Annotated in this window: 23 protein-coding genes and 2 pseudogenes; 14 read left to right on the top strand and 11 right to left on the bottom strand. The window is 65.5% G+C overall.

The genetic code is table 11. From position 1 onward, the window contains the following. Positions 1-63: 63 nt before the first annotated feature. Genes QQS52_RS04270 through QQS52_RS04250 form a run of 5 tightly spaced genes read left to right on the top strand, consistent with a single transcriptional unit; the run spans position 64 to position 4,529 of the window. Positions 64-840, top strand: a complete 777-nt coding sequence (locus QQS52_RS04270; RefSeq protein ID WP_472772726.1) for a ComEA family DNA-binding protein — start codon at positions 64-66, stop codon at positions 838-840. Next, positions 837-2,471 carry a ComEC/Rec2 family competence protein gene (locus QQS52_RS04265; protein ID WP_472772725.1) on the top strand — a complete coding sequence of 545 codons (1,635 nt, stop codon included), beginning with the start codon at positions 837-839 and terminating at the stop codon, positions 2,469-2,471. Before QQS52_RS04270 ends, QQS52_RS04265 begins: the two co-directional genes overlap by 4 nt. Position 2,472: 1 nt before the next feature. Next, entirely contained in the window at positions 2,473-3,450 is a 978-nt protein-coding gene (gene holA, locus QQS52_RS04260; protein WP_472772724.1) for a DNA polymerase III subunit delta, read from the top strand. 51 nt (positions 3,451-3,501) lie between these two features. Continuing rightward, complete coding sequence (locus QQS52_RS04255; protein WP_472772723.1) at positions 3,502-3,882, top strand: ankyrin repeat domain-containing protein; 381 nt, start codon at positions 3,502-3,504, stop codon at positions 3,880-3,882. Then, entirely contained in the window at positions 3,879-4,529 is a 651-nt protein-coding gene (locus tag QQS52_RS04250) for a LysE family translocator (protein WP_472772722.1), read from the top strand. The genes QQS52_RS04255 and QQS52_RS04250 overlap by 4 nt, the downstream gene beginning before the upstream one ends. On the opposite strand, the gene QQS52_RS04245 is transcribed toward QQS52_RS04250, so the two are convergent. The 5 genes from QQS52_RS04245 to QQS52_RS04225 form a co-directional block, all read right to left on the bottom strand. Beyond that, positions 4,473-5,624 (bottom strand): DUF6997 domain-containing protein, encoded by a 1,152-nt coding sequence (locus QQS52_RS04245; protein ID WP_472772721.1) that lies wholly within the window; start codon positions 5,622-5,624, stop codon positions 4,473-4,475. The genes QQS52_RS04250 and QQS52_RS04245 overlap by 57 nt on opposite strands. A gap of 51 nt (positions 5,625-5,675) precedes the next feature. Then, positions 5,676-5,894: a type II restriction enzyme gene (locus QQS52_RS04240; RefSeq protein WP_472772720.1), complete on the bottom strand. Its 219-nt coding sequence runs from the start codon at positions 5,892-5,894 to the stop codon at positions 5,676-5,678. Beyond that, on the bottom strand, positions 5,891-6,745 hold the full coding sequence (locus QQS52_RS04235; protein WP_472772719.1) for a DNA adenine methylase: 855 nt from the start codon (positions 6,743-6,745) through the stop codon (positions 5,891-5,893). The genes QQS52_RS04240 and QQS52_RS04235 overlap by 4 nt, the downstream gene beginning before the upstream one ends. Before the next feature lie 162 nt (positions 6,746-6,907). After that, positions 6,908-7,171 (bottom strand): 30S ribosomal protein S20, encoded by a 264-nt coding sequence (gene rpsT / locus QQS52_RS04230; RefSeq protein ID WP_472772718.1) that lies wholly within the window; start codon positions 7,169-7,171, stop codon positions 6,908-6,910. Between the two features lie 208 nt (positions 7,172-7,379). Continuing rightward, on the bottom strand, positions 7,380-7,943 hold the full coding sequence (locus QQS52_RS04225; protein ID WP_472772717.1) for a type II toxin-antitoxin system PemK/MazF family toxin: 564 nt from the start codon (positions 7,941-7,943) through the stop codon (positions 7,380-7,382). An 86-nt stretch (positions 7,944-8,029) separates the two neighbouring features. Here QQS52_RS04225 and lepA point away from each other — a divergent pair, with 86 nt between their 5' ends. Continuing rightward, complete coding sequence (gene lepA / locus QQS52_RS04220; RefSeq protein WP_070769036.1) at positions 8,030-9,877, top strand: translation elongation factor 4; 1,848 nt, start codon at positions 8,030-8,032, stop codon at positions 9,875-9,877. Here the strand turns inward: lepA and QQS52_RS04215 are convergent. Next, complete coding sequence (locus QQS52_RS04215; RefSeq protein WP_472772716.1) at positions 9,874-10,533, bottom strand: hypothetical protein; 660 nt, start codon at positions 10,531-10,533, stop codon at positions 9,874-9,876. The genes lepA and QQS52_RS04215 overlap by 4 nt on opposite strands. Before the next feature lie 103 nt (positions 10,534-10,636). Here QQS52_RS04215 and QQS52_RS04210 point away from each other — a divergent pair, with 103 nt between their 5' ends. Continuing rightward, on the top strand, positions 10,637-12,046 hold the full coding sequence (locus QQS52_RS04210) for a M20 metallopeptidase family protein (protein WP_472772715.1): 1,410 nt from the start codon (positions 10,637-10,639) through the stop codon (positions 12,044-12,046). Here the strand turns inward: QQS52_RS04210 and QQS52_RS04205 are convergent. Continuing rightward, positions 11,928-12,899 (bottom strand): CPBP family glutamic-type intramembrane protease, encoded by a 972-nt coding sequence (locus QQS52_RS04205; protein ID WP_472772714.1) that lies wholly within the window; start codon positions 12,897-12,899, stop codon positions 11,928-11,930. The two genes, QQS52_RS04210 and QQS52_RS04205, sit on opposite strands and share 119 nt — an antisense overlap. Positions 12,900-12,984: 85 nt before the next feature. Between QQS52_RS04205 and QQS52_RS04200 the strand changes: the two genes are divergently transcribed. Together QQS52_RS04200 and QQS52_RS04195 are read left to right on the top strand one after the other, a co-directional pair. After that, the gene (locus QQS52_RS04200) at positions 12,985-14,118 is read left to right on the top strand and encodes a sensor histidine kinase (protein WP_472772713.1); all 1,134 of its coding nucleotides are present in this window, start codon (positions 12,985-12,987) and stop codon (positions 14,116-14,118) included. Next, positions 14,115-14,747, top strand: a complete 633-nt coding sequence (locus tag QQS52_RS04195) for a response regulator (RefSeq protein ID WP_472772712.1) — start codon at positions 14,115-14,117, stop codon at positions 14,745-14,747. The genes QQS52_RS04200 and QQS52_RS04195 overlap by 4 nt, the downstream gene beginning before the upstream one ends. Before the next feature lie 168 nt (positions 14,748-14,915). On the opposite strand, the pseudogene QQS52_RS04190 reads toward QQS52_RS04195, so the two are convergent. After that, a pseudogene (locus QQS52_RS04190) lies at positions 14,916-15,434 on the bottom strand (lysostaphin resistance A-like protein); the annotation flags it as partial. A 295-nt stretch (positions 15,435-15,729) separates the two neighbouring features. On the opposite strand from QQS52_RS04190, the gene QQS52_RS04185 reads away from it, so the two are divergent. Together QQS52_RS04185 and QQS52_RS04180 are read left to right on the top strand one after the other, a co-directional pair. Continuing rightward, positions 15,730-16,947, top strand: coding sequence for a sensor histidine kinase (locus QQS52_RS04185; protein ID WP_472772711.1), 1,218 nt, complete (start codon positions 15,730-15,732; stop codon positions 16,945-16,947). Between the two features lie 27 nt (positions 16,948-16,974). Beyond that, entirely contained in the window at positions 16,975-17,655 is a 681-nt protein-coding gene (locus QQS52_RS04180) for a response regulator (protein ID WP_472772710.1), read from the top strand. Between the two features lie 25 nt (positions 17,656-17,680). Here QQS52_RS04180 and QQS52_RS04175 read toward each other — a convergent pair whose 3' ends face one another. Together QQS52_RS04175 and QQS52_RS04170 are read right to left on the bottom strand one after the other, a co-directional pair. Beyond that, the gene (locus QQS52_RS04175; protein ID WP_472772709.1) at positions 17,681-18,106 is read right to left on the bottom strand and encodes a hypothetical protein; all 426 of its coding nucleotides are present in this window, start codon (positions 18,104-18,106) and stop codon (positions 17,681-17,683) included. A gap of 69 nt (positions 18,107-18,175) precedes the next feature. Continuing rightward, a pseudogene (locus QQS52_RS04170) lies at positions 18,176-20,073 on the bottom strand (BCCT family transporter). A gap of 256 nt (positions 20,074-20,329) precedes the next feature. Between QQS52_RS04170 and QQS52_RS04165 the strand changes: the two are divergent. Continuing rightward, positions 20,330-21,700 (top strand): YeeE/YedE thiosulfate transporter family protein, encoded by a 1,371-nt coding sequence (locus tag QQS52_RS04165; RefSeq protein ID WP_472772708.1) that lies wholly within the window; start codon positions 20,330-20,332, stop codon positions 21,698-21,700. Between the two features lie 183 nt (positions 21,701-21,883). Here the strand turns inward: QQS52_RS04165 and QQS52_RS04160 are convergent, their stop codons facing one another. Continuing rightward, positions 21,884-23,572 carry an FUSC family protein gene (locus QQS52_RS04160; protein ID WP_472772707.1) on the bottom strand — a complete coding sequence of 563 codons (1,689 nt, stop codon included), beginning with the start codon at positions 23,570-23,572 and terminating at the stop codon, positions 21,884-21,886. 215 nt (positions 23,573-23,787) lie between these two features. On the opposite strand from QQS52_RS04160, the gene QQS52_RS04155 reads away from it, so the two are divergent. Both QQS52_RS04155 and QQS52_RS04150 read left to right on the top strand, forming a co-directional pair. Further along, a complete protein-coding gene (locus QQS52_RS04155; RefSeq protein ID WP_472772706.1) occupies positions 23,788-23,925 on the top strand; it encodes a hypothetical protein in 138 nt (45 codons plus the stop codon). A gap of 105 nt (positions 23,926-24,030) precedes the next feature. Next, the coding region (locus QQS52_RS04150) for a transposase (RefSeq protein WP_472772868.1) at positions 24,031-24,209 on the top strand (179 nt) is incomplete at its 3' end.

Below are 24,209 nucleotides of genomic sequence, written 5' to 3'. Positions count from 1 at the left end.
TTGTGGCCGGTGTGCAGGGATAATCTCTTCCCTTTCCGTCGGTGGCACTTTAGTCTCGGCGGCATGAACGCACCGCATTTGAGCGATAGACTAAAGGAACTGACCCGGCCCACCGGGACCGAGGAGCTGATGAACGTGTCCTTCCCGGCTCCCCGGTTCCGCATTCCCATCGCACCCGCCGCCGTGTTGGGTGTCTTGCTCATCCTTGGCCTGGTGGTGTGGGTGGGCTGCACCGCCTTGCGGGACGACCCGGCCGAGGAGGCGCACCTGGCCTGGCAGGAGGGAGGACCCGAGATCGAAGAATCCTACCTGGCGCTAAGTGGCCATCCGGCTGAGGCCAGTGGGGCGGGTGCTGTCGCAACTGAGCAGGTCGCGCCGACTACGGCCCCGGTGGTGGTCTCCGTGGTCGGCAAGGTCGCCCGGCCCGGGTTGGTCACGCTGGAGCCGGGCGCGCGGGTGGCGGATGCGCTCGCCGCCGCCGGCCCGCTCCCGGAGGCAGACCTGGCGCAGGTCAATCACGCGCAGGTACTCCAGGACGCCCAGCAGATCCACGTGGTCGGCCCCGGCGAGACCCCCGTGGAGCCCGGCGGCCTCCAGGGCGGGGATGGCACCGGCGACGGTGGCGGCGGCTCCTCGGGGGCCGCCGGCGGGGCGGTGAATATCAACACCGCCAGCGCCAGTGAGTTGCAGTCCCTCAGCGGGGTGGGGGAGGTCACCGCCGCGGCCATCGTGGACTACCGCGACAGCATCGGCGGGTTCAGCGCGGTGGACCAGCTGCTGGAGGTCAGCGGGATCGGGCCGGCGAAGTTCGCGCAGCTGGAAGGGCAGGTGACCGTGTGAGGGAGCTGCGCCTGGTGCCCGCGGCCGCCAGCGTCTGGGCAGCCACCCTGGCCGTAGTGCTGGGCTGGCCGCTGGTAGGCCTGGGTGTGGTGGGAGCGGTGGTCGTGGCTGCCGCGCTGCGCCGGCACGTCGGTCAGGCGCTGGTGGTGGCGGCGACCGGCGGTGTGGCGATGGTGGTCGCGCTGGTACGGCAGGCCCGCGCCGCGGCGTTCGCGCCCACCGGGCGGCTAGAAGGCGAGCTGCAATCGGCCCCGGTGGCCCTGGACAGCGGCGGGTGGCTGCTGCGCCTGGACGTCGAGGGCGTACCGGGGGCGGTGCCGGTCTTTAGTGAGTCGCTTCCCGAGGGTGCCGGCTTTGCCACGCCGCCGGCGGGCACGCGGGTGGCCGTAGACGGCACGGTGAGTGAGTCGAACCGCCCCGGGGTGGTCGACGTCGTGGTCAACGGGGAGGTTACTACCGTCGCCGCCCCGCAGGGCTGGGCGGGTTGGGCCGCCGGGGTGACCGAGAAATTCCAGGCCGTGGTGCTGGATACCGTGGGGCCGGCCAGCCAGGGCCTGCTACCCGGGATGGTCCTGGGGGACGTGGGGCTGCAGGACGCGGCCGAGCGCACCCTGTATATTGAGACCGGCCTGAGCCACCTCTCGGCGGTCTCCGGGGCAAACGTCGTGGTGGTCACTGCCGCGGCCGCGCTCGTGGCGCGCTGGGCGCGGGCGTCGCCGTTAGGACAGGTGCTGAGCGCGGTCGGGGCGCTGGCAGTCTTCGTGACCTTGGTGGGTGCGGAGCCTTCCGTGCTGCGTGCGGCCGTGACCGGCATGGTGGGGCTGTTGGCGGTGGTGAACTCGTCGCGCATGGAACCTGTCCACGGCCTGTGCCTAGCGATCATCGGGCTGCTGTGGTGGGACACGGAGTTGGCGGTCAACTACGGCTTCGCCCTATCCGTGGCGGCGACGGCGGGGATTGTGGCGCTGCAGCCGGTCTTCTACCGCTGGCTGGCCCCGCTCGGCCTGCCGGACCTGCTGACCCGGGCCGTCGCGGTGGCGGTGGCGGCCGACATCGTGACCATCCCGATCGTGGCGCTGATGGCCGGGGAGGTCTCGGTGGTCTCCATCGTGGCGAACGTGGCCGTCGCCCCGGCCACCGCGCCGGTGACTGTGGTGGGGCTGCTGGCCGCCATCGCGGTCAACATCCCGGGGATCGGGACGCCGCTGGCGGTGGTGACTGCGGGCCCGGTGGCGGTCACGCTGGTTTACGGGTGGGTCGTGGCCGGCTTCCTCTTCCACCGGCCGCGGCTGACGGTCACGCTGGTGCTGAGCCTCGCAGCGGTGCTGGGGCTTGCGGGTTCTCTGGGGTATGCGCCCGCCTGGATTCAAGCCCGGGGCGGAGCGCGCTTGCACACCAGCGCCCCGGAGGTCGACCTGACCGGCCTGCGCGCGCACGTGGTGGACACGGACGACGACATCGATCCGGTCCCGCCCGGCACGCAAGTGATCGTGGTATTGTCCGGCGAGGGCGCCGCGGCGGACCGGCCCACCCGCACGCAGGACCATATCCCGGTGCTCTACCCGGCCCGGGACGGGCCCGTGCGGGTCTATGCGGACGGCACCCAGCACGCGGTGGACGGGAGGTTCTAAGATGAAGGGCATGCCAGCTTCACCGGTCCACCTCATCGTCGGCGACGACGAATTCCTCACCGAACGCGCCCGCCGCACCATCACCAAGCAGATCGCGGCGGATACCGGCCAGACCCCGGAGATGACCACCCTGCGGGCCAGTGAGGTCACCGAAGGCGAACTGGCCGAGGCCACTAGCCCGTCCCTCTTCGGCGACAACCGGTTCATCGTGGTCACCGACGCCGAGAAAGTCGGCAAGGAGCTAACCGGCCTGCTGATTAACTGCGCCAAGCAGCTGGCCCCGGGCATGACCCTGGTGGCGATCTACAGCGTCACGGCGAAGACACTGAAAAACAAGAAGAAGCAGCCCGAGCTGGTCACGGCGTTTGCAAAGCTGGGGGAGCGCCACGACGTCTTTTCCCTCTACCCGAATGAGTTGGGCCGCTGGGTGACTAAGGAATTCTCCCGCCACAACGTGCAGCCGACCCCGGACGTGGTCAACGCGGTGCTCCAGGGAGTGGGCTCGGATCTGCGAGAGCTAGCCTCGGCGGTCAGCCAGCTGGTGGCGGACACCGGCGGCAACGTCACCATGCAGGCGGTCCAGGAATATTATTCCGCCGTTGCCGAGGTGGCCAACTGGGATATCGCGGACGCCGCGGTCGCGGGCAAGACCAACACCGCGGTGGCCACCTGCCGCCGCGCGCTGCAGCTGGGCGCAAGCCCGGTGGCCATCGCCAGCGCCCTGGCCAACAAGGTCAGCGCCATCGCGCGGCTGTACTCCGCCCGCGGCGATCAGTATTCCCTGGCCAAGCAGGCCGGCCTGAACCCGTACGTGGTCAAGCTGACCCAACCGGTGGCCCGCCGCTGGTCCAGCCGGGCGGTCACGGAGGCCGTGATTCTCATCGACGAGCTCGACTACGATGTCAAGGGCCAGTCCGGCAAAGACCCGGACTTCGCCGTGGAGTCGGCGGTGCGCCGGATCGCGGAGCTGGCCGGATAAAACGCCGGGCCTAAGGCCAGTCGGCCGGGGTCAAAGATTAGGCTTGAGTGCATGACTGCACCTGGACCGGAACTGCAAGACCTTGTCAACCGCCTCTTCGATATGGCTCGCCAGGGCGATAAGACGCTGCTGGACTACATCTACCAGGGCGTGAATATCGACCTGGTCAACCACGAGGGGCAATCCTTCGTCATGCTCGCCGCCTACCACGGCCACGCCGAGCTGGTCGCCGCCCTGGCGGAGGAGGGCGCAAACGTGGACCTACTCAACGATCGGGGCCAGTCGCCGTTGGCCGGCGCCATTTTTAAGAAGGAAGACGCAGTTATCGACGCCCTCCTGGCCGCCGGCGCCGATCCGCAGGCCGGCACCCCCAACGCCCTGGATACCGCGCGCATGTTTGAGCGCACCGACCTGGTCGAGCGCCTAGCGTGAGCTGGTCATCGTTTCTCGCGATCATCGTGATGAACCTGGTCGGGGCCGCCAGCCCCGGCCCGGACGTCATCCTGGTGACCCGGTACGCCACGAAGTCCCGCCGGCACGCCATCGCCGCGGCCGCGGGCATCCAGGTCGGCGTGCTGATGTGGTGCACGCTGACCGTATTCGGCGCGGCCGCGCTGCTGAGCACCTTCCCGTTCGTTTTGGGCTTCGTCCAAGCCATCGGCGGCGCCTTCCTGGTGTGGATGGGTTGGAAGACCATGCGCGCCGGGCTCCAGGAGCGCCGCAACCCGGCGCAGAGCCTGGATGACGCCGTGCAGCGGCTCGGCCGCATGCGCCAGGCCTTCCGGCTGGGGCTGGCGACCAACCTGTCCAACCCGAAGATCGTGCTCTTTTTGGCCGCGATGATCGCCCCGCTGCTGCCGGCGCACCCGTCGCCGGGGCTCTCAGTCGCGCTGGTGCTGTCGCTGTCGCTGTCCAGCTTCTTCCTCTTCGTCGCGCTCAGCTGTGTGATTTCCACCAACGCGGTCCGGCGGAAGTTACTGGCGGCCGGCCCCTGGATCGACATCGCCGCCGGCGCCTTCTTCCTAGTGGCCGGCGTCCTGCTGGCGGTCAACGGCCTGCGGGAGATCCTCTTCCCATAGCCCCGGCTGCCCGGCCGGGGGCTCGGCCTGGGCGGCGTGGGCCAGGTCCCGAACCCACTCGGTCCAGGCGGCGACGGTGGCCGCGCGCCGCTTGAGGGTGGACTCGCCCAGGCCCAAGTCTGCGCCGCGCATGATCTCCTCGGCCTCGTCGCGGCCTATCTTTTCCCCGGCCAGCGCGCGCTGGGCGGCCGTGCGGAAGACCCTGCGGGCGGCCAGGCGCTCCACGATCGCGAAGTTGCGCGCGTCCAGGTCATCGAGCGCCATGACCTGCTCGCCCAGCTCGGTCAGGGTCACTCCTCGCTGGCTGATGCGGACCAGGCCGAGGTAGGCCGCCGCATTCGCGTAGTAGTCCGCCTGCCGGGCGGTAAAGCCGTAGGCGGTGTGGATATAGTCCTTGGTCAGCGGCTCCTCGCTGGCGGCGAGAAGCTCGCATAGGTTGACCACGCGCGCAAACGAGTCCGCCTGCGGAAAGGGCGCTGCGGCCGGCTCCGGTTCCACGCGGGTGCGCTCGATGGCGTCGAGGAGCGAAGAGGCCGTCAGCTGGGTGCCGCCCAGGCAGTAGCGGGCCGAGCGCACCTGCCGGATGCTGCGCGGGTCGTTCTCGTCGCCGAAGGCGTAGAGAAACAGGTGGAAAACGCCGTTCGAATACAACAGGTAGACCGGCAGCACCGGCTTGGAAACCACCTGCCGGAAGCGCCGGTAGGGGAAGTACAGCTGGCGGATGTTAAAGTCCTCGGGCAGGTGGTTCTTCGCCTCAATAAGCATCAGGCAGTCCGCGGACTCGTAGCCGCCGTCGATCTCCATCTGCGCTCGGTCCACGGTGAAGTCCCGACCGTCCAGCCGCATCGGGATCTGGTGGGTGGACATGCGCCCGGAGACCGTCGAGCGCAGGGGAGCGCTGCCGATGAAGTCTTCCAGGATGCCGCTAAGATCCGCCGCAGCCAGGGCCAGCGACTCGGAGGTAATCTGGGAAAAGTCCAGGGACTCGATGTCGGCCGGCACCGGCAGGCGCCGGGTGGGCTGCGGCCCGCGCTCGAATTGCTGGTAGAGGCCGAACTTGCCGACCAGGTAGGTATCCCGCGACAACGGCACCACGGACAGGCCGTATTTGCGGAATGGCCACGGCCGCGAGCTGGAGTAGTCGTGCTAGGCCATCAGCCGGGGCTCGCGCCGGCTGATCTCCTTCAGGCGGGAGGCAGTAATGCGGGCGAAGCCGTCGCGCGCAAGCGGCCCGGCGAATTCCTCGGTGGCGAAGACACGCAGCCAGCCGATGTCGTTGACGCCGAGTTTCGTGTCCTTGCCGATGCCGAAACGGTCGCGCAGCTCGGCTATTTCGGCGGCCTCGGCGTCGGTGGCCCGGCTCATGCGGTGGCTCCTCCTGTGGTGTCGGTGTAGTTGCGGACTAGGACCTCATTGACTTTCCCGCGCCGGGAGGCCACGGAGTTGATGGCCCGGGTGGCGCCGACGATCTCGGTGGGGTAGTCCGCATACAGGTCCCGGATGAAATCCGTGGCGGAGTTCGACAGAAGGAAATTGACCCCGCGCGCGTCCAGCTCGTCGCAGGCCTGCTTGAGACGTTCCTGCTGGCTGCGGTCGAAGCCGCCGGCGGCGTAGCCGGTAAAGGAGCTGGTGACGTTAACCGGGTCGTAGGGCGGATCAAGGTAGACGAAGTCGCCGGCTTGGGCGGCCTCCAGCAGCACTGCGTAGTCGCCGTTGAGCAATTCGACGTTGTTGTCGCGCAGGTAGGCGCCCACCGCCCGCAGGGTGGGCTCGTCGCAGATGGTCGGGTTCTTGTAGCGGCCGAAGGGCGCGTTGAACTGGCCGGCGGAGTTGACCCGGTACAGGCCGTTGTAGCAGGTGCGGTTCAGGTAGACCGTACGGGCGGCGCGCTCGACGGCGCTAAGCGCAGCGAAGCCCTCCGGGTCGCGGTCTAGGGCGCGCAGCTCATAGAAGAACTCCGGGGTGTTCGGGTAGCCCGCCAGCAGGCCGATGAGCTTGTCCACGTGGTCGCGGGCGACCCGGTAGACGTTGATGAGCTCGGTATTTAAGTCGTTGACCGTGGCTTTTCCCGGGGCGAGCGCGAGCAGTACCGCGCCGCCGCCCAGGAAAGGCTCGTAGTAGCGCTGAAACCCGGCCGCGGGGAGGGCGGACCGAATGGCTGGTAGGAGCTGGCGTTTGCCGCCTACCCATTTCATTAAAGGCTTCAGGTTGTTCATCGTGGCAATATTTTAGCGCCCCGACCGACCCGCCGGCCGCGCGGCCCGCCTTGCGGGGAACAGGTGTTCGCCTGGCGGGGTAAAAAAAGGCCGCCGGCCCGCGGGGAGGAATCCTCCTTAGTGTGCGGGCCGGCGGTCAGTATTTATGAAACCGGGGTGGGCTTAGGCCATCTTGTTGAAGGCGTTAGCCATGCCGGACTTCTTGTTAGCAGCGGTGTTGCGGTGGAACACGCCCTTGGACACGGACTTGTCTAGGGAGCGGGAAGCGACGCGCAGCTGCTTCTCAGCGGCAGTCTTGTCACCGGAGGCGACAGCCTCGCGGAACTTGCGGATCTCGGTGCGGACCGCGGAGCGGATGCCCTTGTTGCGACGGCGAGCCTTCTCGTTGGTAATGACGCGCTTCTGCTTGGACTTGATGTTAGCCATAGCTGAAAATACCTCTTAAGTAATCGATCTGATTGACAACGAAACTTGGGGCACTCTCCGGACATGGCTCCAAGCCACCGCTGGTGGCCGCGGCGCCGGCGTACAAGACGAACCCAAGGTCCTGCCCGCCCGGCCGACGCGCCCGGAGTCCAAGTAACCCGGCTATCTTAGCAGCCGGGCGCCTGCCCGGCCAAAACGCGACTTCTTGCTAGGCCCAGTGGTAGACGGCGCGCAGACGGTTGGCGATCCGCTCGAAGCGGCGCTGCGGGAACAGGATGCCTTGGCGGCGGACTTGCTCCTCGCTGATTTCCAGCAGGCGGTCCAGGCGGATCCAGCACTGCCGGCCGGACTCGTCCCATTCGCCGGAGCCTATCTCCAGCCAGCAGTCGTCCTCGGCGTGCTCCGGGTTGGGGGAGATGAGCAGGCCCAGCACCGTGGTGCGGGTGCGGCCGACCACGAGGACCGCGCGCTCGGTGGGCGGGGACTGCGGGCCGCCGGTGGGTGCCCAGACCCAGACGACCTCCCCGGAGTCGACCTGGCCGTCCATGTCTGGGGCGAAGAAGATAGACCGTGCTCGGTCCTGGGTGGCCTCCACCCGGATGTTGGCGGGCTTGCGCGGCTCCCAGCTCGTGCGGTGTCCGTGCAGGCTCAAGCTCTGGTTTATGTGGCTTAAGCCCTTGTCGATGGGTTCCTTGTCGCTCACGCCCAGCGCGTGCAGGACTTTCCGGCCCCAGGAGGGTGAAGAGGTGCGAGCAGACTCGGGGTTAACCATGTGTCTATCCTACTTGCCGGTAGCGCCCGTGTCTTGGGTAAGCTGGGACGGACTATCTATTTACTCGAGGAGATTAAGGGACATCGTTGTCTGAGAATTTTGCGGCCACTACGTTCACGGATCCGTCCAAGATCCGGAACTTTTGCATCATTGCTCATATCGACCACGGGAAGTCGACCCTGGCCGACCGCATTCTCCAGCTGTCCAAGGTGGTAGAGGAGCGCGACATGCGCGACCAGTACCTCGACAACATGGACATCGAGCGCGAGCGCGGCATTACCATCAAGGCCCAGAACGTGCGCCTGCCGTGGGTCCCGCAGTCGGGCGAGCTGGCCGGCACCCAGATGGTCCTGCAGATGATCGACACCCCGGGCCACGTCGACTTTTCCTACGAGGTCTCCCGCGCGCTCGAGGCCTGTGAGGGCGCCATCCTGCTTGTCGATGCTGCCCAGGGCATCGAGGCCCAGACCCTGGCCAACCTCTACCTGGCCATGGAAAACGACCTGGAAATCATCCCGGTGCTCAACAAGATCGACCTGCCGGCGGCCGATCCGGACAAGTATGCGCTCGAGCTGGCCAACATCATCGGCTGCGAGCCGGAGGAGGTTCTGCGCGTGTCCGGCAAGACCGGCGAGGGCGTCGTGGAGTTGCTCGACCGCCTGGTCGACCTGGTGCCAGCCCCGACCTCGGAGGGCGGCTCGGACGCCCCGGCCCGCGCGCTGATTTTCGACTCCGTCTATGACACCTACCGCGGCGTGGTCACCTATATCCGCATGATGGACGGGGCCCTGAAGCCGCGCCAGAAGGTGCTCATGATGAACACGGGCGTGGAGCACGAGATCCTGGACATCGGCATCGTCTCGCCCACGCCCACCTCCTGCAAGGGGCTGGGCCCCGGCGAGGTTGGCTACCTGATCACCGGCGTGAAGGACGTGCGCGAGACCAAAGTGGGCGACACCGTCACCTGGGCCAAGAACGGCGCGGACAACCCGCTGCGCGGCTACGAGGACCCGAAGCCGATGGTCTATTCCGGTCTGTTCCCCATCTCCCAGGCGGACTTTCCCGACCTGCGCGACGCGCTGGACAAGCTGCAGCTTAACGATGCCTCCCTCACCTTCGAGCCCGAGACCTCCGTGGCGCTGGGGTTTGGCTTCCGCTGCGGTTTCTTGGGCTTGCTCCACATGGAGATCACCCGCGACCGCCTGCAGCGCGAATTCGATCTGGATCTCATCTCCACTGCGCCGTCGGTGACCTACCGGGTGGTCAAGGAGGACGGGGAAGAACAGATCGTGCACAACCCCTCCGACTGGCCGGGCGGCAAGGTCGGCGAGGTCTACGAGCCCATCGTGAAGATGACGGTCATCGTGCCGGAGGAATTCGTCGGCCCCACCATGGAGTTGTGTCAGTCCAAGCGCGGCCAGATGGGTGGGATGGATTACCTGTCCGAGGACCGCGTCGAGTTGCGCTACACCATGCCGCTGGGCGAGATCATCTTCGACTTCTTCGACATGCTCAAGTCCCGCACTAAGGGCTATGCCTCCCTCAACTACGAGGAGGCCGGCGAGCAGCTGGCCGACCTGGTCAAGGTGGACATCCTGCTGCAGGGAGATCCCGTGGACGCGTTCTCGGCCATCGTGCACCGCGACCACGCCCAGCACTACGGCAACAAGATGACCAAGAAGCTCAAAGAGCTCATCCCGCGCCAGCAGTTCGAGGTGCCCGTGCAGGCTGCCATCGGCTCGAAGATTATCAGCCGTGAAAACATCCGCGCCATGCGCAAGGACGTGCTCGCCAAGTGCTACGGCGGCGACATCTCGCGTAAGCGCAAGCTGTTGGAGAAGCAGAAGGCCGGTAAGAAGCGTATGAAGTCCATTGGCTCGGTCTCCGTGCCGCAGGAAGCCTTCGTCGCCGCGCTGTCGACCGACTCCGACTAGTACAGCACCACGCGCGCGTTGTTCCCGCCGGTGCACTCCATGGACTTATCACCTAGCACGCTGCACTGCATGTTGTAGGTCTGGCCCGTCGTCGGGCTGGTCACGGAGATTTCCGGCTGGTAGAAGTCCCGGATGTTCTCGCCGGTGGGGTTGTGTCCGGCGGTCTGGGCGTCGAGGACGGCGCTACCGAATCCGCAGCTGGTGTTCTCGCCGGCCAGGACAGTGTGCAATCCGAAGCCGTCGCCCAGCACGCAGACCTCGTAATAGGTGCCGGCCACGGTGGCGGTCTGGCCGGGGGCGGGGTTGTGCATGACCAGATCGAGGTAGTCGGAGACGACGTAGTCGACGGCGCGGTTGCTCGCGCCAGCACCAGCGCCGGCTCCCTGGTTGCTATCGGCGACGGGTTCCTGGGGGCCGCCGGTAGAAGCGGCGGTGTTCTCGGTGGAGGAGTCGGCATCGCCAGCCGCCGGGCGCTTGGAGTCTTTGGCCTTCGAGCTGGACTTGGGGGTAGTTTGGTCGGACTCGTTCGCTGCGCTGGATTCCTGCGTGACGGTGCTTCCGGCTTCGGGGCTGGGGGTGTCTTGGGTGGATTCGCCGGTGGAGCAGGCAGCGACGAAGAAGAGCGGGGCGATGGTAAAAGGTGAAGTGCGTCTCATAAAAGAAAGATTAGTGTGTATACAAGTGAGATAAAAGGGGTGGGTAGGAAAAACTTGGTACGCTCGGTTGCTAAACGCCAGTAACAAGGAGTGAGAAGTCACGATGACGGTGCCTCAGTCCCCGCATCAAAAGGACCCGCGAACCGCCTACCGTACCGGCCCTTACCGGCAGCCTTCCCCGGAGCAGTCCGTGCCCCGGCAGGGCCAGCAGCTGCCCCCGCTGCCCGTCACGCAGGCTACCCTGGATTCGCGCCCGGCGGGAGAGGTCCTGCGCGAGGACGGAGCGCAGCTGCTCGAGCACCTGCAGGTGCTACGCCGCGACCTGCACCAGAACCCGGAGATCGGCAACCACACGCCCTATACCCAGGCTAAGGTGCTCGAGGAGTTATCTGGCCTGCCGCTGGAAATCACCACGGGGGTTTCGGTGACCTCCGTGGTGGCAGTCCTGCGCGGCGGCAAGCGTGGCGAACATCCGGTCTCCGTCCTGCTGCGTGCAGACATGGACGCCCTCGAGGTTGCCGAGCGCACCGGCTCGCCGTTCGCGGCCACCAACGGCTACATGCACGCCTGCGGCCACGACCTGCACACCTCCGCGCTGGTCGGCGCGGCGAAGCTGCTGAGCCGGCATCGCGAGGAGATCCCCGGCGACGTCATCTTCATGTTCCAGCCCGGGGAGGAGGGCCCGGGCGGTGCGCGCCCCATGATTGAGGAGGGCGTGCTGGATGCCGCCGGCCGCCGCCCGGTCGCCGCCTACGGCATCCACGTCGGTCCGCAGGACTACGGCAACTTCTACCACGTGCCGGGCCCGTTGATGGCCTCTTCGTCTAACCTGCGACTGACCGTCCACGGCAAGGGTGGGCACGGATCCCGCCCGCATGATGCCATAGACCCGGTCGCCGCCATGGCCGAAATCCAAGTCGCCCTGCAGGCCGCCGTCACCCGCCGCTTCGACGCCATGAACCCAGTGGTCATCACCGTGACCAACTTGTGGGCCGGCGACGGTGCCATCAATGCCATCCCGGACAAGTGTGGGTTTTCCGCCACGGTCCGCGTGCTTGATGATGCCGCCATCGATCGCGTCCGCCAAGTCATCACCGAGGTGGCCTCGAACGTGGCGGCGGCGCACCGCTGCGCGGTGGACATCGACTTCGAGATCCTCTATCCGACCACCAAGACCAACCCGCGCGAGAACGCCTTCGCCGCGGGCGTGTGGTCCCGCCAGTTCGGTTCGGACCGGGTGGTGCCGATGCGCTCGCCCATGATGGCCAGCGAGGACTTTGGCTTTGTCCTCCAGCAGGTGCCCGGCACGTTCGTCTGGCTGGGCACCGCGAACCCGGAGACCCCGCAGGCCAAGCGCGAGTGGAACCACTCGCCGCTGGCGCGCTTCGACGACTCTATTCTGGGCGATCAGGCCGCCGCGCTGGCTGGGGTGGCCTTTGAGCGGCTGGTGGCTGAGGAGCTGCTTCCGTCGCCGACCATTCACGCGGCCCGTCAGGCAGCCCAGCAGGACTAGCCGCCACCAGCTGAGGGCGGCGGCGCACCAGGTAGAGAATCCAGGCGGCCACGCCCACGGAGAAGACGACCTCGGCGGCAACGGTCGCCCAGCTCACCTCCACGGCATTGGGGTCCGTAATGCCCACCGCCGCGGAGCCAAAAGCGAAGACATTGCCTACGGTATGGACCACCGTGGCGGCCTCAATGCCGCCGGTGTACCACGTCAGCACAGTCGCGGCCGCGGCGAAGGCCGCGATGGCGGCCAGCCCCTTGGCATCGTAGGCATGCCCGGCGATAAACAGCCCGAAGCCGGGCAGGTAGGCCAGCCACCGCGATCGGATCCAGTGCCCCAGCCACTGGGGCAAAAGCGCCCGGAAGACCAGTTCCTCGCTGAGTGCCTGTAGCGGAACCAGCGTCACCGTGAGCGCCAGCAGTACGGCCGCGGTGGAATCCCAGTGCGGGGAATTTCCCTCGATGACCATGACTGGAAGGTAGGCCACCGCCCAGGCTACCGCGGCCGGCAGCACGGCCTGAGCAGCCAACCCCCAGCGCACCCGGCCGTCAACCGACCACAGCCCGCGGGCCCCGCGCCGGGTGGTCGCCACGTTCCAGCCACGCCGGCAGATGCTCGCCGCCACCCAGGCGGCGGCGCCCAACACGATGATAAGCCCCAGGCCGACGGCGAAGGTGCTTGGCCGGGACATGTCATCGATGGCGTCGATGACCTCGTCGCCCAAGCTGAACCCTGCGACCAGGGCGAAGCCGAAGAAGAAGACCACGGCGAAAAAGATAAAGACCACGGCTTCTAGTAGCGGGCGCCACCAGGGGCCCGGCAGCATACGGTGAAATGAAATCTGCGTTAATTCGTCCATGCCTTCCACGATGTCAGGTTTCGGCCCGGGTGGTTTCCTTCCCAGGGAGGATTTCGTGGCCTCGGTAGCCGCCTATACTGAGCCTATGACTGTGGGACCGAAGACCGTGCGCCGGATTGGCATCGTCGTGCTGTGCGCTGTGTGCGACGTGGCGGTAGGGCTGGTGCTGGTGGGCATCGATCTGGAGGATTCGCCCGCCGCCGATACTCCGGAGTTTGGCGCCTACGTTGCTTTCATGGTGCTTGTCAGCGCGGTGGGGTGGCCGCTGCTGTTTATCGGCCTGCGCCACGAGCCGGAGGAAGACTCCGCCCGCCCTGGGACCCGCGGGGCGCTGGTCTGCAGCGCGCTGGTGATCCTGTGCAGCTTTTCCTATTTTGGCGTCGTCTCCTCTGTGGTGGCGTTTATTTCCCTGGTCGGGCGCGGCTCCACGCGCTGGTCCGTGATCGGGGTGGTCGCGATGGTAGCCGGCTTCCTAGTGGATTGGACCTTCAACCCCAGCGGCGCCCTGCCCCTGGACGACTGGTATTTCCTGGCCGCGCTCACGATGGTGATGGTGCCCATGCTACTCATCGGCATGGGGCGGGCTGCCAGCAAGCGGGACCATCGCGCACGGGTGGCAGCCGCCGCAACCGCCGAGCGCGAAAGCCTGGCCCGCGACCTCCACGACAGCCTTTCGCACCGGATCAGCTTGATTTCCCTCTACGCCGGGGCTTTGGCCGAGCGCGAGGACTTGAGCCCTGAGCAGCAGCGCCGCTCCGCCGAAACCATCCGCGCCGAGGCCGCCCTTGCCGTCGATGACCTGCGGGAGGTGCTGCGGTCCAGCACCGGGCGGCAGGCCCCCGGGCCCGGCGTCCGCGAGATCATAAGCTCCGCGCAGGAGGCCGGCGACGCCATCACCTTCACCAGCGACGGCGCCACCCCGCGCCTGTCCACCGCGGCCGCCCAGGCCCTGGCCCGCGCGCTGCAGGAATGCCTGACCAACGCTCGCAAGCACGCGCCCAGCCAGCCGGTCACCGTGGTAGAGGCCACCGATGCCACTGCCTGCACCTACACCTGCCACGTCAGCAACCCGTTCCTGGCGGGGGTGACGGGGAGAGGCACCGGCCGCGGGCTGGAAGGCATGCGCCAGCGGCTCAAGCTGGTGGGCGGTAACCTGGCCATCGACCAAGGCCACGAGTTTTGCGTTCGCATCACCCTGCCGCTAAAGGAGGCGCAATGATTAGGGTCGTCATCGTCGACGACGAGGAGCTGGTGCGCGACGGCGTCCAGCTGGTGGTGGAATCCGATCCGAAGATCCGGGTGGTCGGCGAGGCCAGCAACGGCCGCGACGGGGTAGCGGTCGTCACCGACCTGCAGCCCGACGTGGTGCTCATGGACATCCGCATGCCGGTGCTCGACGGCATCTCCGCGGTAGAAAAGATCGACCCGGCCGTGCCGGTCATCATGCTCACCGCCTTCGACACCGACGAGTTTATCGCCGCCGCCCTGCGCGCCGGGGCCGTGGGTTTCCTGCTCAAAAACACCCCGCCGAAGGCCCTGACCGCCGCGGTGCGCGCCGCGCACGAGGGTCAGCAGATCCTCTCGCCCGGGGTGGTGGCGTCGCTGCTCAACGCAGAACCGCACGCCACCCCGAAGCAAACTGAAGCTCGGGCGAAGCTGGCTCAATTATCCGAGCGGGAACTGGGTATTGCCCGGCTGGTCGCCCAGGGATTGAGCAACGCGGAGATCGCCGCCACGGAATTCGTCTCCGTCACTACGGTCAAGACTCATGTGCAACACATTCTCCGGAAGCTGCCGGCGCGCAGCCGGATCCACATCGCCATCACGGTGCTGGATGCCGGCTGCTAGATCCGGGGCGTGGTGACGTGGCCGGAACCATCGCCAGGCTATGAACGCTACCGCGGCGAACACGAGAAGGTTGCTGGCGATATTGAAGACCATAGTGCCCCAGCCGATCTCGTCGCCCAGAGCTTGTTGTCCCACCAGAACTGGGAAACCAAAAGCCATAAGGTTTCCTGCTACGTGGATTCCAATACCGCATTCAAGCCCGCCTGTATAGTGCACCAAAGCGCAGTTGAGGATTGCAAACACTCCGGTGATAACCAGGCCTTTAGAATTGTAGGTATGGCCCCATACGAACGCGAGGATTCCGGGCAGATAGCACACCCACGCCGGCGTGAACCAGCAGCCAAAGAGTTGTGGACATAGCCCCCGGAAGAGTACCTCCTCGGCGGTGGCTTGGAAGGGGACTAAAAGAACGACTATCCCGAGCAGGATCCAGCCATCCTGGTCCGGCCAAACGAAATTTATCCCGTCGTCAAGAGCGTCAATCCCGCAGGTGATGGCGAGATTGACCGCCAGTGCTACCGTGAGGCTGGCGAGGAGCAATCGCCAGCGAATATGGCCCACCACAGACCACAAATGACCTGGCCGGGCGCCTAGGTAGCGCAACACGATGGGCCCGCATAACAGTGTCACGGCCAGTGCCAGCAGGGTCGCTCCCTGGGAGAGCGGATCATTTTCGTCTCCGGTCATGAACCGGTCCGGATCTGCTATGCCCATCCTGCCGGCTAGGAGCGTGATCGCAACGATCGCCACTTGGATGAGGCAAACCAGGGCGACGGTGAGTAGGATTCCGATGATAGGCCGCCACCACCTCGTGGCGCGGGTTGGAGAATCATGTGCAGCAAGTTGGTGATAAGTAATCATGATTCCCACTGTGTCCTATCCGGGCCGGAGGAGGTATCGCCCAATGAGTGGATTATTCCCGGTTGCAATCACCCTTTAGGACGATGAAGGTAGGCAGGAATTCGCGCCTAGATTGGTAAGCATGACGATCCACTCTTCCCGTCCCCGTTGGCAGACCGTGCTCCTTTTGCTGGCTTGCGTGGTCGGGGACTTCGTTGCTTGGTTGGAATTTCTCGACCGGGCAGAAAACCTCGGAAACGATTTTGTGTTTAGGTTCATTTGTGGGCCCGTTTTGTTCCTGGTCTGCTGGCCACTGCTTTTTGTCTCCCTGCGGCATGGGCCAGCCGAAGACTCTGCCGTGCACCCCCGACCGGGGCCGCGTAGTACTCTCGTTGCCGGTCTTATAATCTGCGCGACGTTCGGGCTGATTACCTATCGTCCCACCGTGTGGGTGGTGTTAATATCATTGTGTTCGCGGCGCAGCCAACGCTGGGCCTTTAGCGCTGCCGGGGCGTCCATGGTCGCAGTGACGGTAGCAGCTCTGGTTGGTCCTACCTCGGTCGGCCCCCGAGGCGAGGGATCGCTGCCTTACCAGATAGGTAGTTTCATTGGGGCTTTCCTCGTCTACCCGGTATTCATCTTGGGGTGCTTGGCGATCGGGCAAGTGCGGGCATCTCGGAAGGAACGGATCATCGCGCTGGCCGCTCAGGCGCAGCTAACACAGGAGCACATCAATGCTCGGGCGGAGGCGGCCCGCCAAGCTGAGCGGGAGCGAATCGCCCGTGATATGCACGACTCCCTTTCGCACCGATTGTCGCTTATTTCTGTTCAAGCCGCGGCATTATCTTATCGAGATGATCTGCCAACAGACGTCATCCAATCGGCTGCCCGGACCATTCAACATGAGGCGGAAGGCGCGGTGGGGGACTTAAGGGAGGTCTTGCATGCATTGCGTCATGACGATTCGATCGATCCACTGACCGGACTGGTCCATCTAGTCGAGGACGAGCGAGAACGCGGTACTGATATTCGCACTGACCTTGTCGTAGACGAGGCCGAACTTTCCGCCTTATCAACCCTCGCGGCCCATGCCCTGACCCGTACCTTGCAAGAGGGGTTTACCAACGCCAGAAAGTACGCCCCTGGGCAAGCCCTAAACCTCTCCGTCACTGCGGATGACAGCTTCCTCATCGTCACCTTAACGAACCCGGTGCTAGGTGCCGGCGCCACTGGGAACTCAGGTGGTTATGGTTTGGTAGGGCTGAAGGAGCGCGCCCGCGTGGCTGGCGGGGATTTGCGCGTGGACCACACCGCCGGCCAGTTCCGCTTGTGTCTCCGGTTGCCTCGGAAAGAAGGTTAGACGCGGAAAAGGTTAGACTTTTTACAAATGATTAAAGTGGCGTTAATTGATGATGAAGAACTGTTGCGCAGCGGTCTGGCTCTGGTGCTTGAAGGCGCTGCGGATATCACCGTGGTCGGACAGGCCAGTAACGGCCGCGACGGTGTGGAACTGGTGACACGAACCAGTCCGGACGTGGTGCTAATGGACATCCGTATGCCTGTAATGGACGGCATTGAGGCGACCTCGCGGCTGGCGTCCATGTCTTCGGCGCGCGATATTCCAGTGGTGATGTTGACCGCCTTTGATACCGAAGAATTTATCCTGTCTGCCTTGCGCGCGGGGGCAGTGGGGTTCCTGCTGAAGACTACCGGTCCGGAGCCCCTAGTGGCGGCGGTGCGGGCTGCCGCGGCCGGGCAACAGATCTTAAGCCCCGAGGTCCTTTCCTCCCTCGTTCAGATTAGCGGGCAGCCCGAGGGCGCCGCAGTCCCAGAGCCCGATCCAGGTCGTGGGCCAGAAAACGCGGCCCTAAGACCGCGCTACCTTGCGGAGCTTAGTGAACGGGAAAACGAGGTCGCCGGCTTAGTAGCGCAAGGATTTAGTAACCAGGAAATTGCGAACACGCTGTTTATTTCGTTGACTACCGTCAAGACCCACCTCAAACACATCTTGTCGAAGATTGACGGCACCAACCGTGTGCACATAGCTATCGCTGTGCTGGAAGGATGAGGATCCTCGCAAACGTAGTAGGGGTTTACTGCGTCTTCTGCTGCCGCGGCATGGTCACTACTGCAATGATTGCGGCGATCACACCGATAGCGGCGACCGCGAGCGGTAACCAGCCGGCTAGTGACCAGTAGGTGGGATAGTACCGCAGGGTGTAGCCAAAGACCTGGCCGTCGTCGAATTGTCCGGCCAGGCTCAGCGCTAAGCACCAGAGCTTTACGGTGGCAAGACCCGCCCCGAGTACTAAAGCGCCGGCAATGGTTCCCCTGGATCCGCGGCGAAAAGCCCAACACAGCAGTCCTACGGCAACGAGGACTATGCCCGCCATCGTGGCGGCGAACCACAGTGGCGTCTGGACAGAAAACGGCGAACCGTGGAGCAAGAACTTGTGGTCGACGCGGTGCTGGTCAATGAGCGTGAATCCGTCAAGGACGACGTCTGCGGGAAGGCCCATGCCTCAAAATCCTACTGGCACCCGCTCCGCTGCGGGCGGGATAGCGCTGTAAGCCTGGCCACTACGAAGCTAGTCCTGGCGGCCCTGCTGGCCTTCTGGGACGTCTGCGCCGGTTTGGTCCGCCTGCTCGGCCTGCTCGGCCTTCTCGCCGATGTAGTCTGGGTGCGTGGAATCGTGTTTCGGGTCGTACCCGTCGGACCAGGTGTCGGTGGAAAAGTCGTAATCGACGGCGTCGCCGGCTTCGTCGGTGCGCTGGTACCAGCGGGTGTAGCGGCTGGCCGCGAAGTCGAAGTCGGAGCCGGCGCCGCGACCGTCGGTGGCGTGCTCGACGGAGAGCTCGAAGTCGTCGCCGTGCTCCTCGATGCCGCGGATCACCGCGTTTTCCACCGCCGTGCGCGCGTACTGGCGGCGGATGAACATCGGGTCGCTGCGCAGATCCACGATGAAGGCGACCATCATCACCAGCAGCACCACGCAGAAGGGCAGCGCCGACAGGATGGTCAGGTTCTGCAGGCCGGACAGGACCTCCTCGCCGCCGGTCAGAAGCATGACCACGGCGATGCCCATCATGCACAGGCCCCAGAAGACCACCAAGGCCTTGTTCGGGGAGGGGTTGCCCTTCGAGGCCATGGTGCCCATGATGACCGAGGCCGAGTCCGCCAAGGTGATAAAGAAGATGGCCAGCACGCCCAGCAGGACAAACGGGGTGATGGTGCCCAGCGGCAGGTTGCTGAACATGTTGAACAGGACGGCCTCGCCGGAGGTGTCGGCGTCGAAGCCCGGGATGCCGGCGTCGTGGAAGGTGATGGACGTCCCGCCGAAGATGGTAAAGGCCAGGATGAGGATGATGGTCGGGGCCAGGATGGTCACCGCCGCGTACTGGCGCAGGGTGCGTCCGCGGGAGATGCGCGCGACGAACATGCCGACGAACGGCGCCCAGGCGATCCACCAGGCCCAGTAGAAGGCGGTCCAGTAGGACTGGAACTCGACCGTCTCGTCACCCCAGGACAGCGACTTCGACATCATTGGCAGCAGCTCGTCCAGGTAGGTGAGCATGCCGGACGGCAACAGGTTGATCAGCAGCAACGTCGGGCCGGTGATGAAGACGAAGGCCACCAGCGCCAGCGTCAGCGTGATGTTCAGGTTGGACAGGTAGCGGATGCCGCGGGAGACCCCGGAGACTGCCGAAACAACAAAACCCACGCCGAGTACGGCGATGATGATAAGCAAGATGCGGTTGGGCAGCGGCCCGGCGCCGGAGATAATCTCCACACCCTGGCCGATCTGCACGGCGGAAACGCCCAAGGTCGCGGCGGTGCCTAACAGCGTGGCGATGTGCGCCATGATGTCGATGACCTTGCCCAGCGGGCCGTCGGTGTCCTTGGAGCCAAACAGCGGTTTGAAGATGGACGAAATCAGCGGCACGCGCCCGCGGCGGTAGGACGAATAGGCGATCGCCGCGCCGACCACCGAGTACATCGCCCACGGGGAAATGCCCCAGTGGAAGTGGGACTGCGCGACCGCCTGGTGGAGGGCCTCGACCGTGCCGCCTTCGTCCACCGTGTGCGGCGACGGGGTCAGATAGTAGCTCAGCGGCTCGGAGGGACCGTAGAAGAACAGGCCGACGCCGATGCCCGCGCCCCGAACACCATCGCCACCCATGAGAAGAAGCCGAACTCCGGCTGCTCGTCGTCGGTGCCCAGCTTGATGCGGCCCAGCTTCGACAGGCCTACGTACGCCATCACCACGATGGCTAGAATCATGGTGATGTTCAGCAGCCAGCCCGCGTTGGTAATGGCCCAGCCAAAGGCCGCCGATGCCGTCTGCGCCACCTGGTCCGGCGATATCACGCCCCAGGCGATGAAGCCGACTACGAGTACCGCCGTCACGCTGAAGATGATCTTGTCCAGGCCGAAGGTGTTGCGCTGGTCTTCCACGCCGATACCCGGGACCAGGCCCGGGTGCATGTTGTGAGGGTAGAGGCTCATCGCGGGCCCAGTGCTGCCGGTCGGCCCGGCGCTGCGCGGCTGCGGCTCGCTGGAGGAAGCGGAAAAGCTAGACGGGGTAGCAGGGGTGGATGAGGAGGACGAGGATTCAGGTTCTGGTTTCGACACGAAGGTAAATCTCAGGATATTGGCATAAGCCACAACTCGGAACCTCGCTGCAACTGCTTAGTCTAGACATGCTAGACAATCCCGTCTATTAGCCGATAGGGTAGGCGTCATGTTGATTTCTGGACTTCTGGTGGGCGGCGTCTTCGGCGCCGTGCTGCAGCGCGGACGCTTCTGCGTGACCGGCATGCTGCGCGATATTTTCATGAACAAGACTTGGCGTGGGTTTACCGCGCTGATGATACTTATCTCCGTGCACGCCTTCGGCCTGACCCTGCTGACCAGCCTGGGCGTCATCCAGCCCGAGGTCGCCAACTTCACCCCGGTGGCCATCATCGTGGGCGGCTTCATCTTCGGCCTGGGTATCATCCTGTCCGGCGGCTGCGCCTCCGGCACATGGTACCGCTCCGCCGAGGGCCTGGTCGGCTCCTGGATCGCGCTGCTGCTCTACGGCCTTTCCGCCGCGGCGATGAAATCCGGCCCGCTGGCCGAGGTCGACGGCTGGTTCAAGCAGTGGGAGATGCCGCTGACCACCATCCACGGCGCGCTGGGGATCACGCCCTGGCTGCTGGTTGCTGTGGTCTGGGCCGTGACCTTCGGGCTGTGGCGCCACTACCGCCGCAAGGACGCCGGCCGCCCCTCCTACGACCTGGGGCAGCCATGGTGGGCCCGCCCGCTGTCGCTGAACACCGCCGCCATCCTGGTAGGCCTCATCGCCACCGTGGCCTTCCCACTGTCCGCGGCCACCGGGCGCAACAGCGGCCTGGGCATTACCACCCCGACCGCCGACGTCATGCGGTATACCACCACCGGTGACGGGCAGTACCTCAACTGGGGCACGCTGCTGGTGGTCGGCCTGTTCATCGGCGCCTTCCTCGCGGCCAAGGCCACCGGCGAGTTCCGCGTGCGCGTCCCGGACGCGCAGACCGCCTACCGCGCCGTGGCCGGCGGCATCATGATGGGCGTGGGCGCGTCCCTGGCCGGCGGCTGCACGGTCGGCAACGGCATGGTGGAGACCTCCTTGTTCAGCTTCAAGGGCTGGGGCGCTCTGCTGTTCATGGCCCTGGGCGTGGCCGTCGGCGCCAAGTTGTGGCTCAAGCCCCACCGCGTTAACCAGTCCCCGGCCTCGGCCGAAGACGCCGTGCTTCGCGACGCCCCAGCCACCACCCAGCAGCCCTTTCCTGTTGCCACCGGCGCCGTCGCGCTCAAGCCCCAGGTGAGTACGTCCACCCAGAAGGCCCGCCCGCTGGGGCAGGGCCGCTACGCGCTGGATACCCTGGGCGCGGTCTGCCCCTTCCCGCTGATGGAGGCCAAGCAGGTCATGGACGAGCTGGAGACCGGTGAGGCCCTGGTCATCGACTTCGACTGCACCCAGGCCACCGACTCTATCCCGGCCTGGGCGGCCGATGCCGGCCACCGCATCACCGACTTCCACCGCGCCGGCGATGCCGGTTGGCAGGTCACCGTCGTTAAGGGAGGCTAATCACACGGGTGTGAGTTAGGATGAAGGGGTATCGCAGGTCTAAGCGATCCCCTTTAACTTTGTGTCAGCGAGGTATAAACCCACCATGCAGTTCCCAGAATCCGTTGTGGCCGAACTGGAAGAGCTTTTCGCCCCGGTGGTCCAGGAGCACCTCCTCGATGCTTCGTTGCTGCTGCAGCCGCGCTAGCGGGCCTGCGGACTGGCCATTCTCACCTTGTCCGCCAACTGGCGGATATCCGCGGCGCTGGGCTGGCTATCCGGCGCCAAGTTACAAAAGTCCAGTAGTTGGTAGCCGGCGTGCTGGATCGCCTCGTGTTGGGCGCTGAACTCGCCGAGGCGATCCGGCTGGTTGGCGCCCACCGACTGGATGGATCGGCGCTCGGACAGCAGCTCGTACTGCAGGTCGCGGCGCTGGCTCAGGGATTGCTGCGGCGTTTCGGTCAGCAGGGCGCCCAGTAGCGCGCCCATCGACTCGTAGCAGCGGATCTGCAGCCGGTAGTGGTTCAGCGCCGCCGATGTCGGCCGGTACAGCCACAGCGCCAACAGCGCGAACAGGATGGACAGGGAAATCTCCGCCATGCGCGCGCCGACGACGGGCGCCAGCTCCGGCGCCTGCGAGTTGCCCATCAAAAGCGCCAGCGGCGTCGAGAAGATAACGCAGAAGGCGTAGTTTTTCACCACGAAAATCTCCGCGAAGAACTGGCAGGCCGCCAGCGCAAGCAGCAGCGACCAGCCCCATACGCCGAAGTAGTGGAAGGTGGCGAACAGGCACACGCCCAGCACCGAACCGGCCGCGCGGTGGATGGCGCGCACCGTGCCCGGCACCCGATCCGGGCCCCACTGCAGAATCAGCAGGACCGAGATAGCGCCCCAGTCCGGGCGGCCCAGGCCCAGCGCCACGCCCAGCAGCGCGGTAATCAGGCCGGCGAAGAAGACACGCTCGGCGGTGATGAAGGCGTGGCCGTTGCGCACCGCGGAGCGGTACAGGCGGTAGTTCACCGTCGGGCGGCTGTGCGGGATGACGGTGCGGCTCGGGTCGATGTCGTTTGGGGTGTCGGTGAGCAGGGCCTCGGCGGCGCCGAAGTCGTCGCGCAGGTTATGCCTGACGATGCTGCGCTGCGCCGCCAGCGTGCGCCGCACCAGCTCGGACTGCGACTGGTTGATAATGCGACCACCGCTTACGATGCCCGCATCCGCCAACGACTGCCACGCATTCGACAGCGCCGTTTGCGCCTGGTGGTGGCGGGCCAGGTGGTCCTTGTCGGCGTTGGCGTAGTCCTCGGCGGCGCGCTCCAGGGTGTCGACCACGCGCCGCTCCGGCCCGTGCTTATCCAGCAGCGACGGGGCCATGCCGAGGATCCACGCGGTACCCGCGCCGACGCAGGCCCATAGGATGACCTCGCCGACGTGGGTGCCGCTACGAGCGAGCATGGTGGAGCCACCCGAGACCATCACGATGAAGAAGCCGCCCGGCGGCGGCAGGCGCAGGGCGTTTTGGACGAACGCGGCCGTGGTGGCCAGCAGCACCGTAAACAGCGCCGAGAGGATGAGCCACCAGTGGCCGTGGCCGGGGGCGAAGACCAGCGTGCCAACCAGGGTGCCGGTGGCCGATCCGATGATCAGCAGTGTGCCGGCCACCGCGATGACACGGGCGCGCGTGCGGTAGGGGTGGCCCTCGCCGTAGATGACGGCGAAGGCGCCGGTAGCGATGAGCAGGATAGCGTTGGTATAACCCAGCAGCAGGGCCACGCAACCCGGCAGGAGGATGGCCAAGGCGGCGCGCAGCGCGCCGGGCCACCGCGGGGCGGAGGAGTGGAAGGTAGTCAGCAGCTGGAGGGTACCTGGTCTTTGAGGAGTAGGGTTGTCCGTCACGGTGCTGCTACACGTTCCTTTCTCGTATCAAATTTGTTCGGCCAATACAGCGTACTCTTCTGCGGAAGTTTCGCGAACTTTTGCATTCCTTAGTTATCTGTTTTCCACAGGCTGCGGTTCCCGGGCGTTAACCATTGCACTCGGGCGGCGGAGTTATCCACAGGCGCGGGATGGTACCCTTGTCGGGGTTGATCTGTGCTTCTAGCGTGTGAGGCATGACAGCAACGACAGCCTTGGACACTGTGAAAGCAGCGCACTCCATCTTCGCGGACGGGATCCAGTATTTGGACCTGTGCCGCGAACTCAGCCTGCCTAGCTTGAAGGCTGTCATGTCCTTTGTTGAGAGTGTCTGATGGTTTGTGTGTGGGAACCTAACCCGCATAAGGAGGGACCTGACCCCTTGATGGTGGACACGCTGAAACCAGCATGTCGCTGGGGAAGTGAGGTACCTTTCCACCATGCCACGCAAGACCTACACCGAGTTGTTCAAGCGTGACGCAGTCTCGTTGTACGAGTCGACTCCCGGAGCAACGATCAACGCGATCGCCTCCGATCTCGGGGTCAACCGCAACTTTCTGCGCACCTGGCTCGACGCCTTCGGCACCGGCACCAAAACCAACGCCAACGGCGAGAAAGT

The sequence above is a fragment of the Corynebacterium sp. 1103A genome, from assembly GCF_055700955.1.
The sequence above is the reverse complement of the archived record's forward strand: the minus strand, read 5'-3'. Positions and strand labels throughout refer to the sequence as shown.

Coding starts and splice junctions, on each gene's coding strand:
- QQS52_RS04240 (WP_472772720.1), bottom strand. CDS start 5,894: ATGAGCCGGGCCACCGACGCCGAGGCCGCCGAAATAGCCGAGCTGCGC.
- QQS52_RS04270 (WP_472772726.1), top strand. CDS start 64: ATGAACGCACCGCATTTGAGCGATAGACTAAAGGAACTGACCCGGCCC.
- QQS52_RS04200 (WP_472772713.1), top strand. CDS start 12,985: ATGACTGTGGGACCGAAGACCGTGCGCCGGATTGGCATCGTCGTGCTG.
- QQS52_RS04155 (WP_472772706.1), top strand. CDS start 23,788: ATGACAGCAACGACAGCCTTGGACACTGTGAAAGCAGCGCACTCCATC.
- QQS52_RS04165 (WP_472772708.1), top strand. CDS start 20,330: ATGTTGATTTCTGGACTTCTGGTGGGCGGCGTCTTCGGCGCCGTGCTG.
- QQS52_RS04205 (WP_472772714.1), bottom strand. CDS start 12,899: ATGGACGAATTAACGCAGATTTCATTTCACCGTATGCTGCCGGGCCCC.
- QQS52_RS04215 (WP_472772716.1), bottom strand. CDS start 10,533: ATGAGACGCACTTCACCTTTTACCATCGCCCCGCTCTTCTTCGTCGCT.
- QQS52_RS04210 (WP_472772715.1), top strand. CDS start 10,637: ATGACGGTGCCTCAGTCCCCGCATCAAAAGGACCCGCGAACCGCCTAC.
- QQS52_RS04195 (WP_472772712.1), top strand. CDS start 14,115: ATGATTAGGGTCGTCATCGTCGACGACGAGGAGCTGGTGCGCGACGGC.
- rpsT (WP_472772718.1), bottom strand. CDS start 7,171: ATGGCTAACATCAAGTCCAAGCAGAAGCGCGTCATTACCAACGAGAAG.
- holA (WP_472772724.1), top strand. CDS start 2,473: ATGAAGGGCATGCCAGCTTCACCGGTCCACCTCATCGTCGGCGACGAC.
- QQS52_RS04180 (WP_472772710.1), top strand. CDS start 16,975: ATGATTAAAGTGGCGTTAATTGATGATGAAGAACTGTTGCGCAGCGGT.
- QQS52_RS04235 (WP_472772719.1), bottom strand. CDS start 6,745: ATGAACAACCTGAAGCCTTTAATGAAATGGGTAGGCGGCAAACGCCAG.
- QQS52_RS04255 (WP_472772723.1), top strand. CDS start 3,502: ATGACTGCACCTGGACCGGAACTGCAAGACCTTGTCAACCGCCTCTTC.
- QQS52_RS04225 (WP_472772717.1), bottom strand. CDS start 7,943: ATGGTTAACCCCGAGTCTGCTCGCACCTCTTCACCCTCCTGGGGCCGG.
- QQS52_RS04175 (WP_472772709.1), bottom strand. CDS start 18,106: ATGGGCCTTCCCGCAGACGTCGTCCTTGACGGATTCACGCTCATTGAC.
- QQS52_RS04185 (WP_472772711.1), top strand. CDS start 15,730: ATGACGATCCACTCTTCCCGTCCCCGTTGGCAGACCGTGCTCCTTTTG.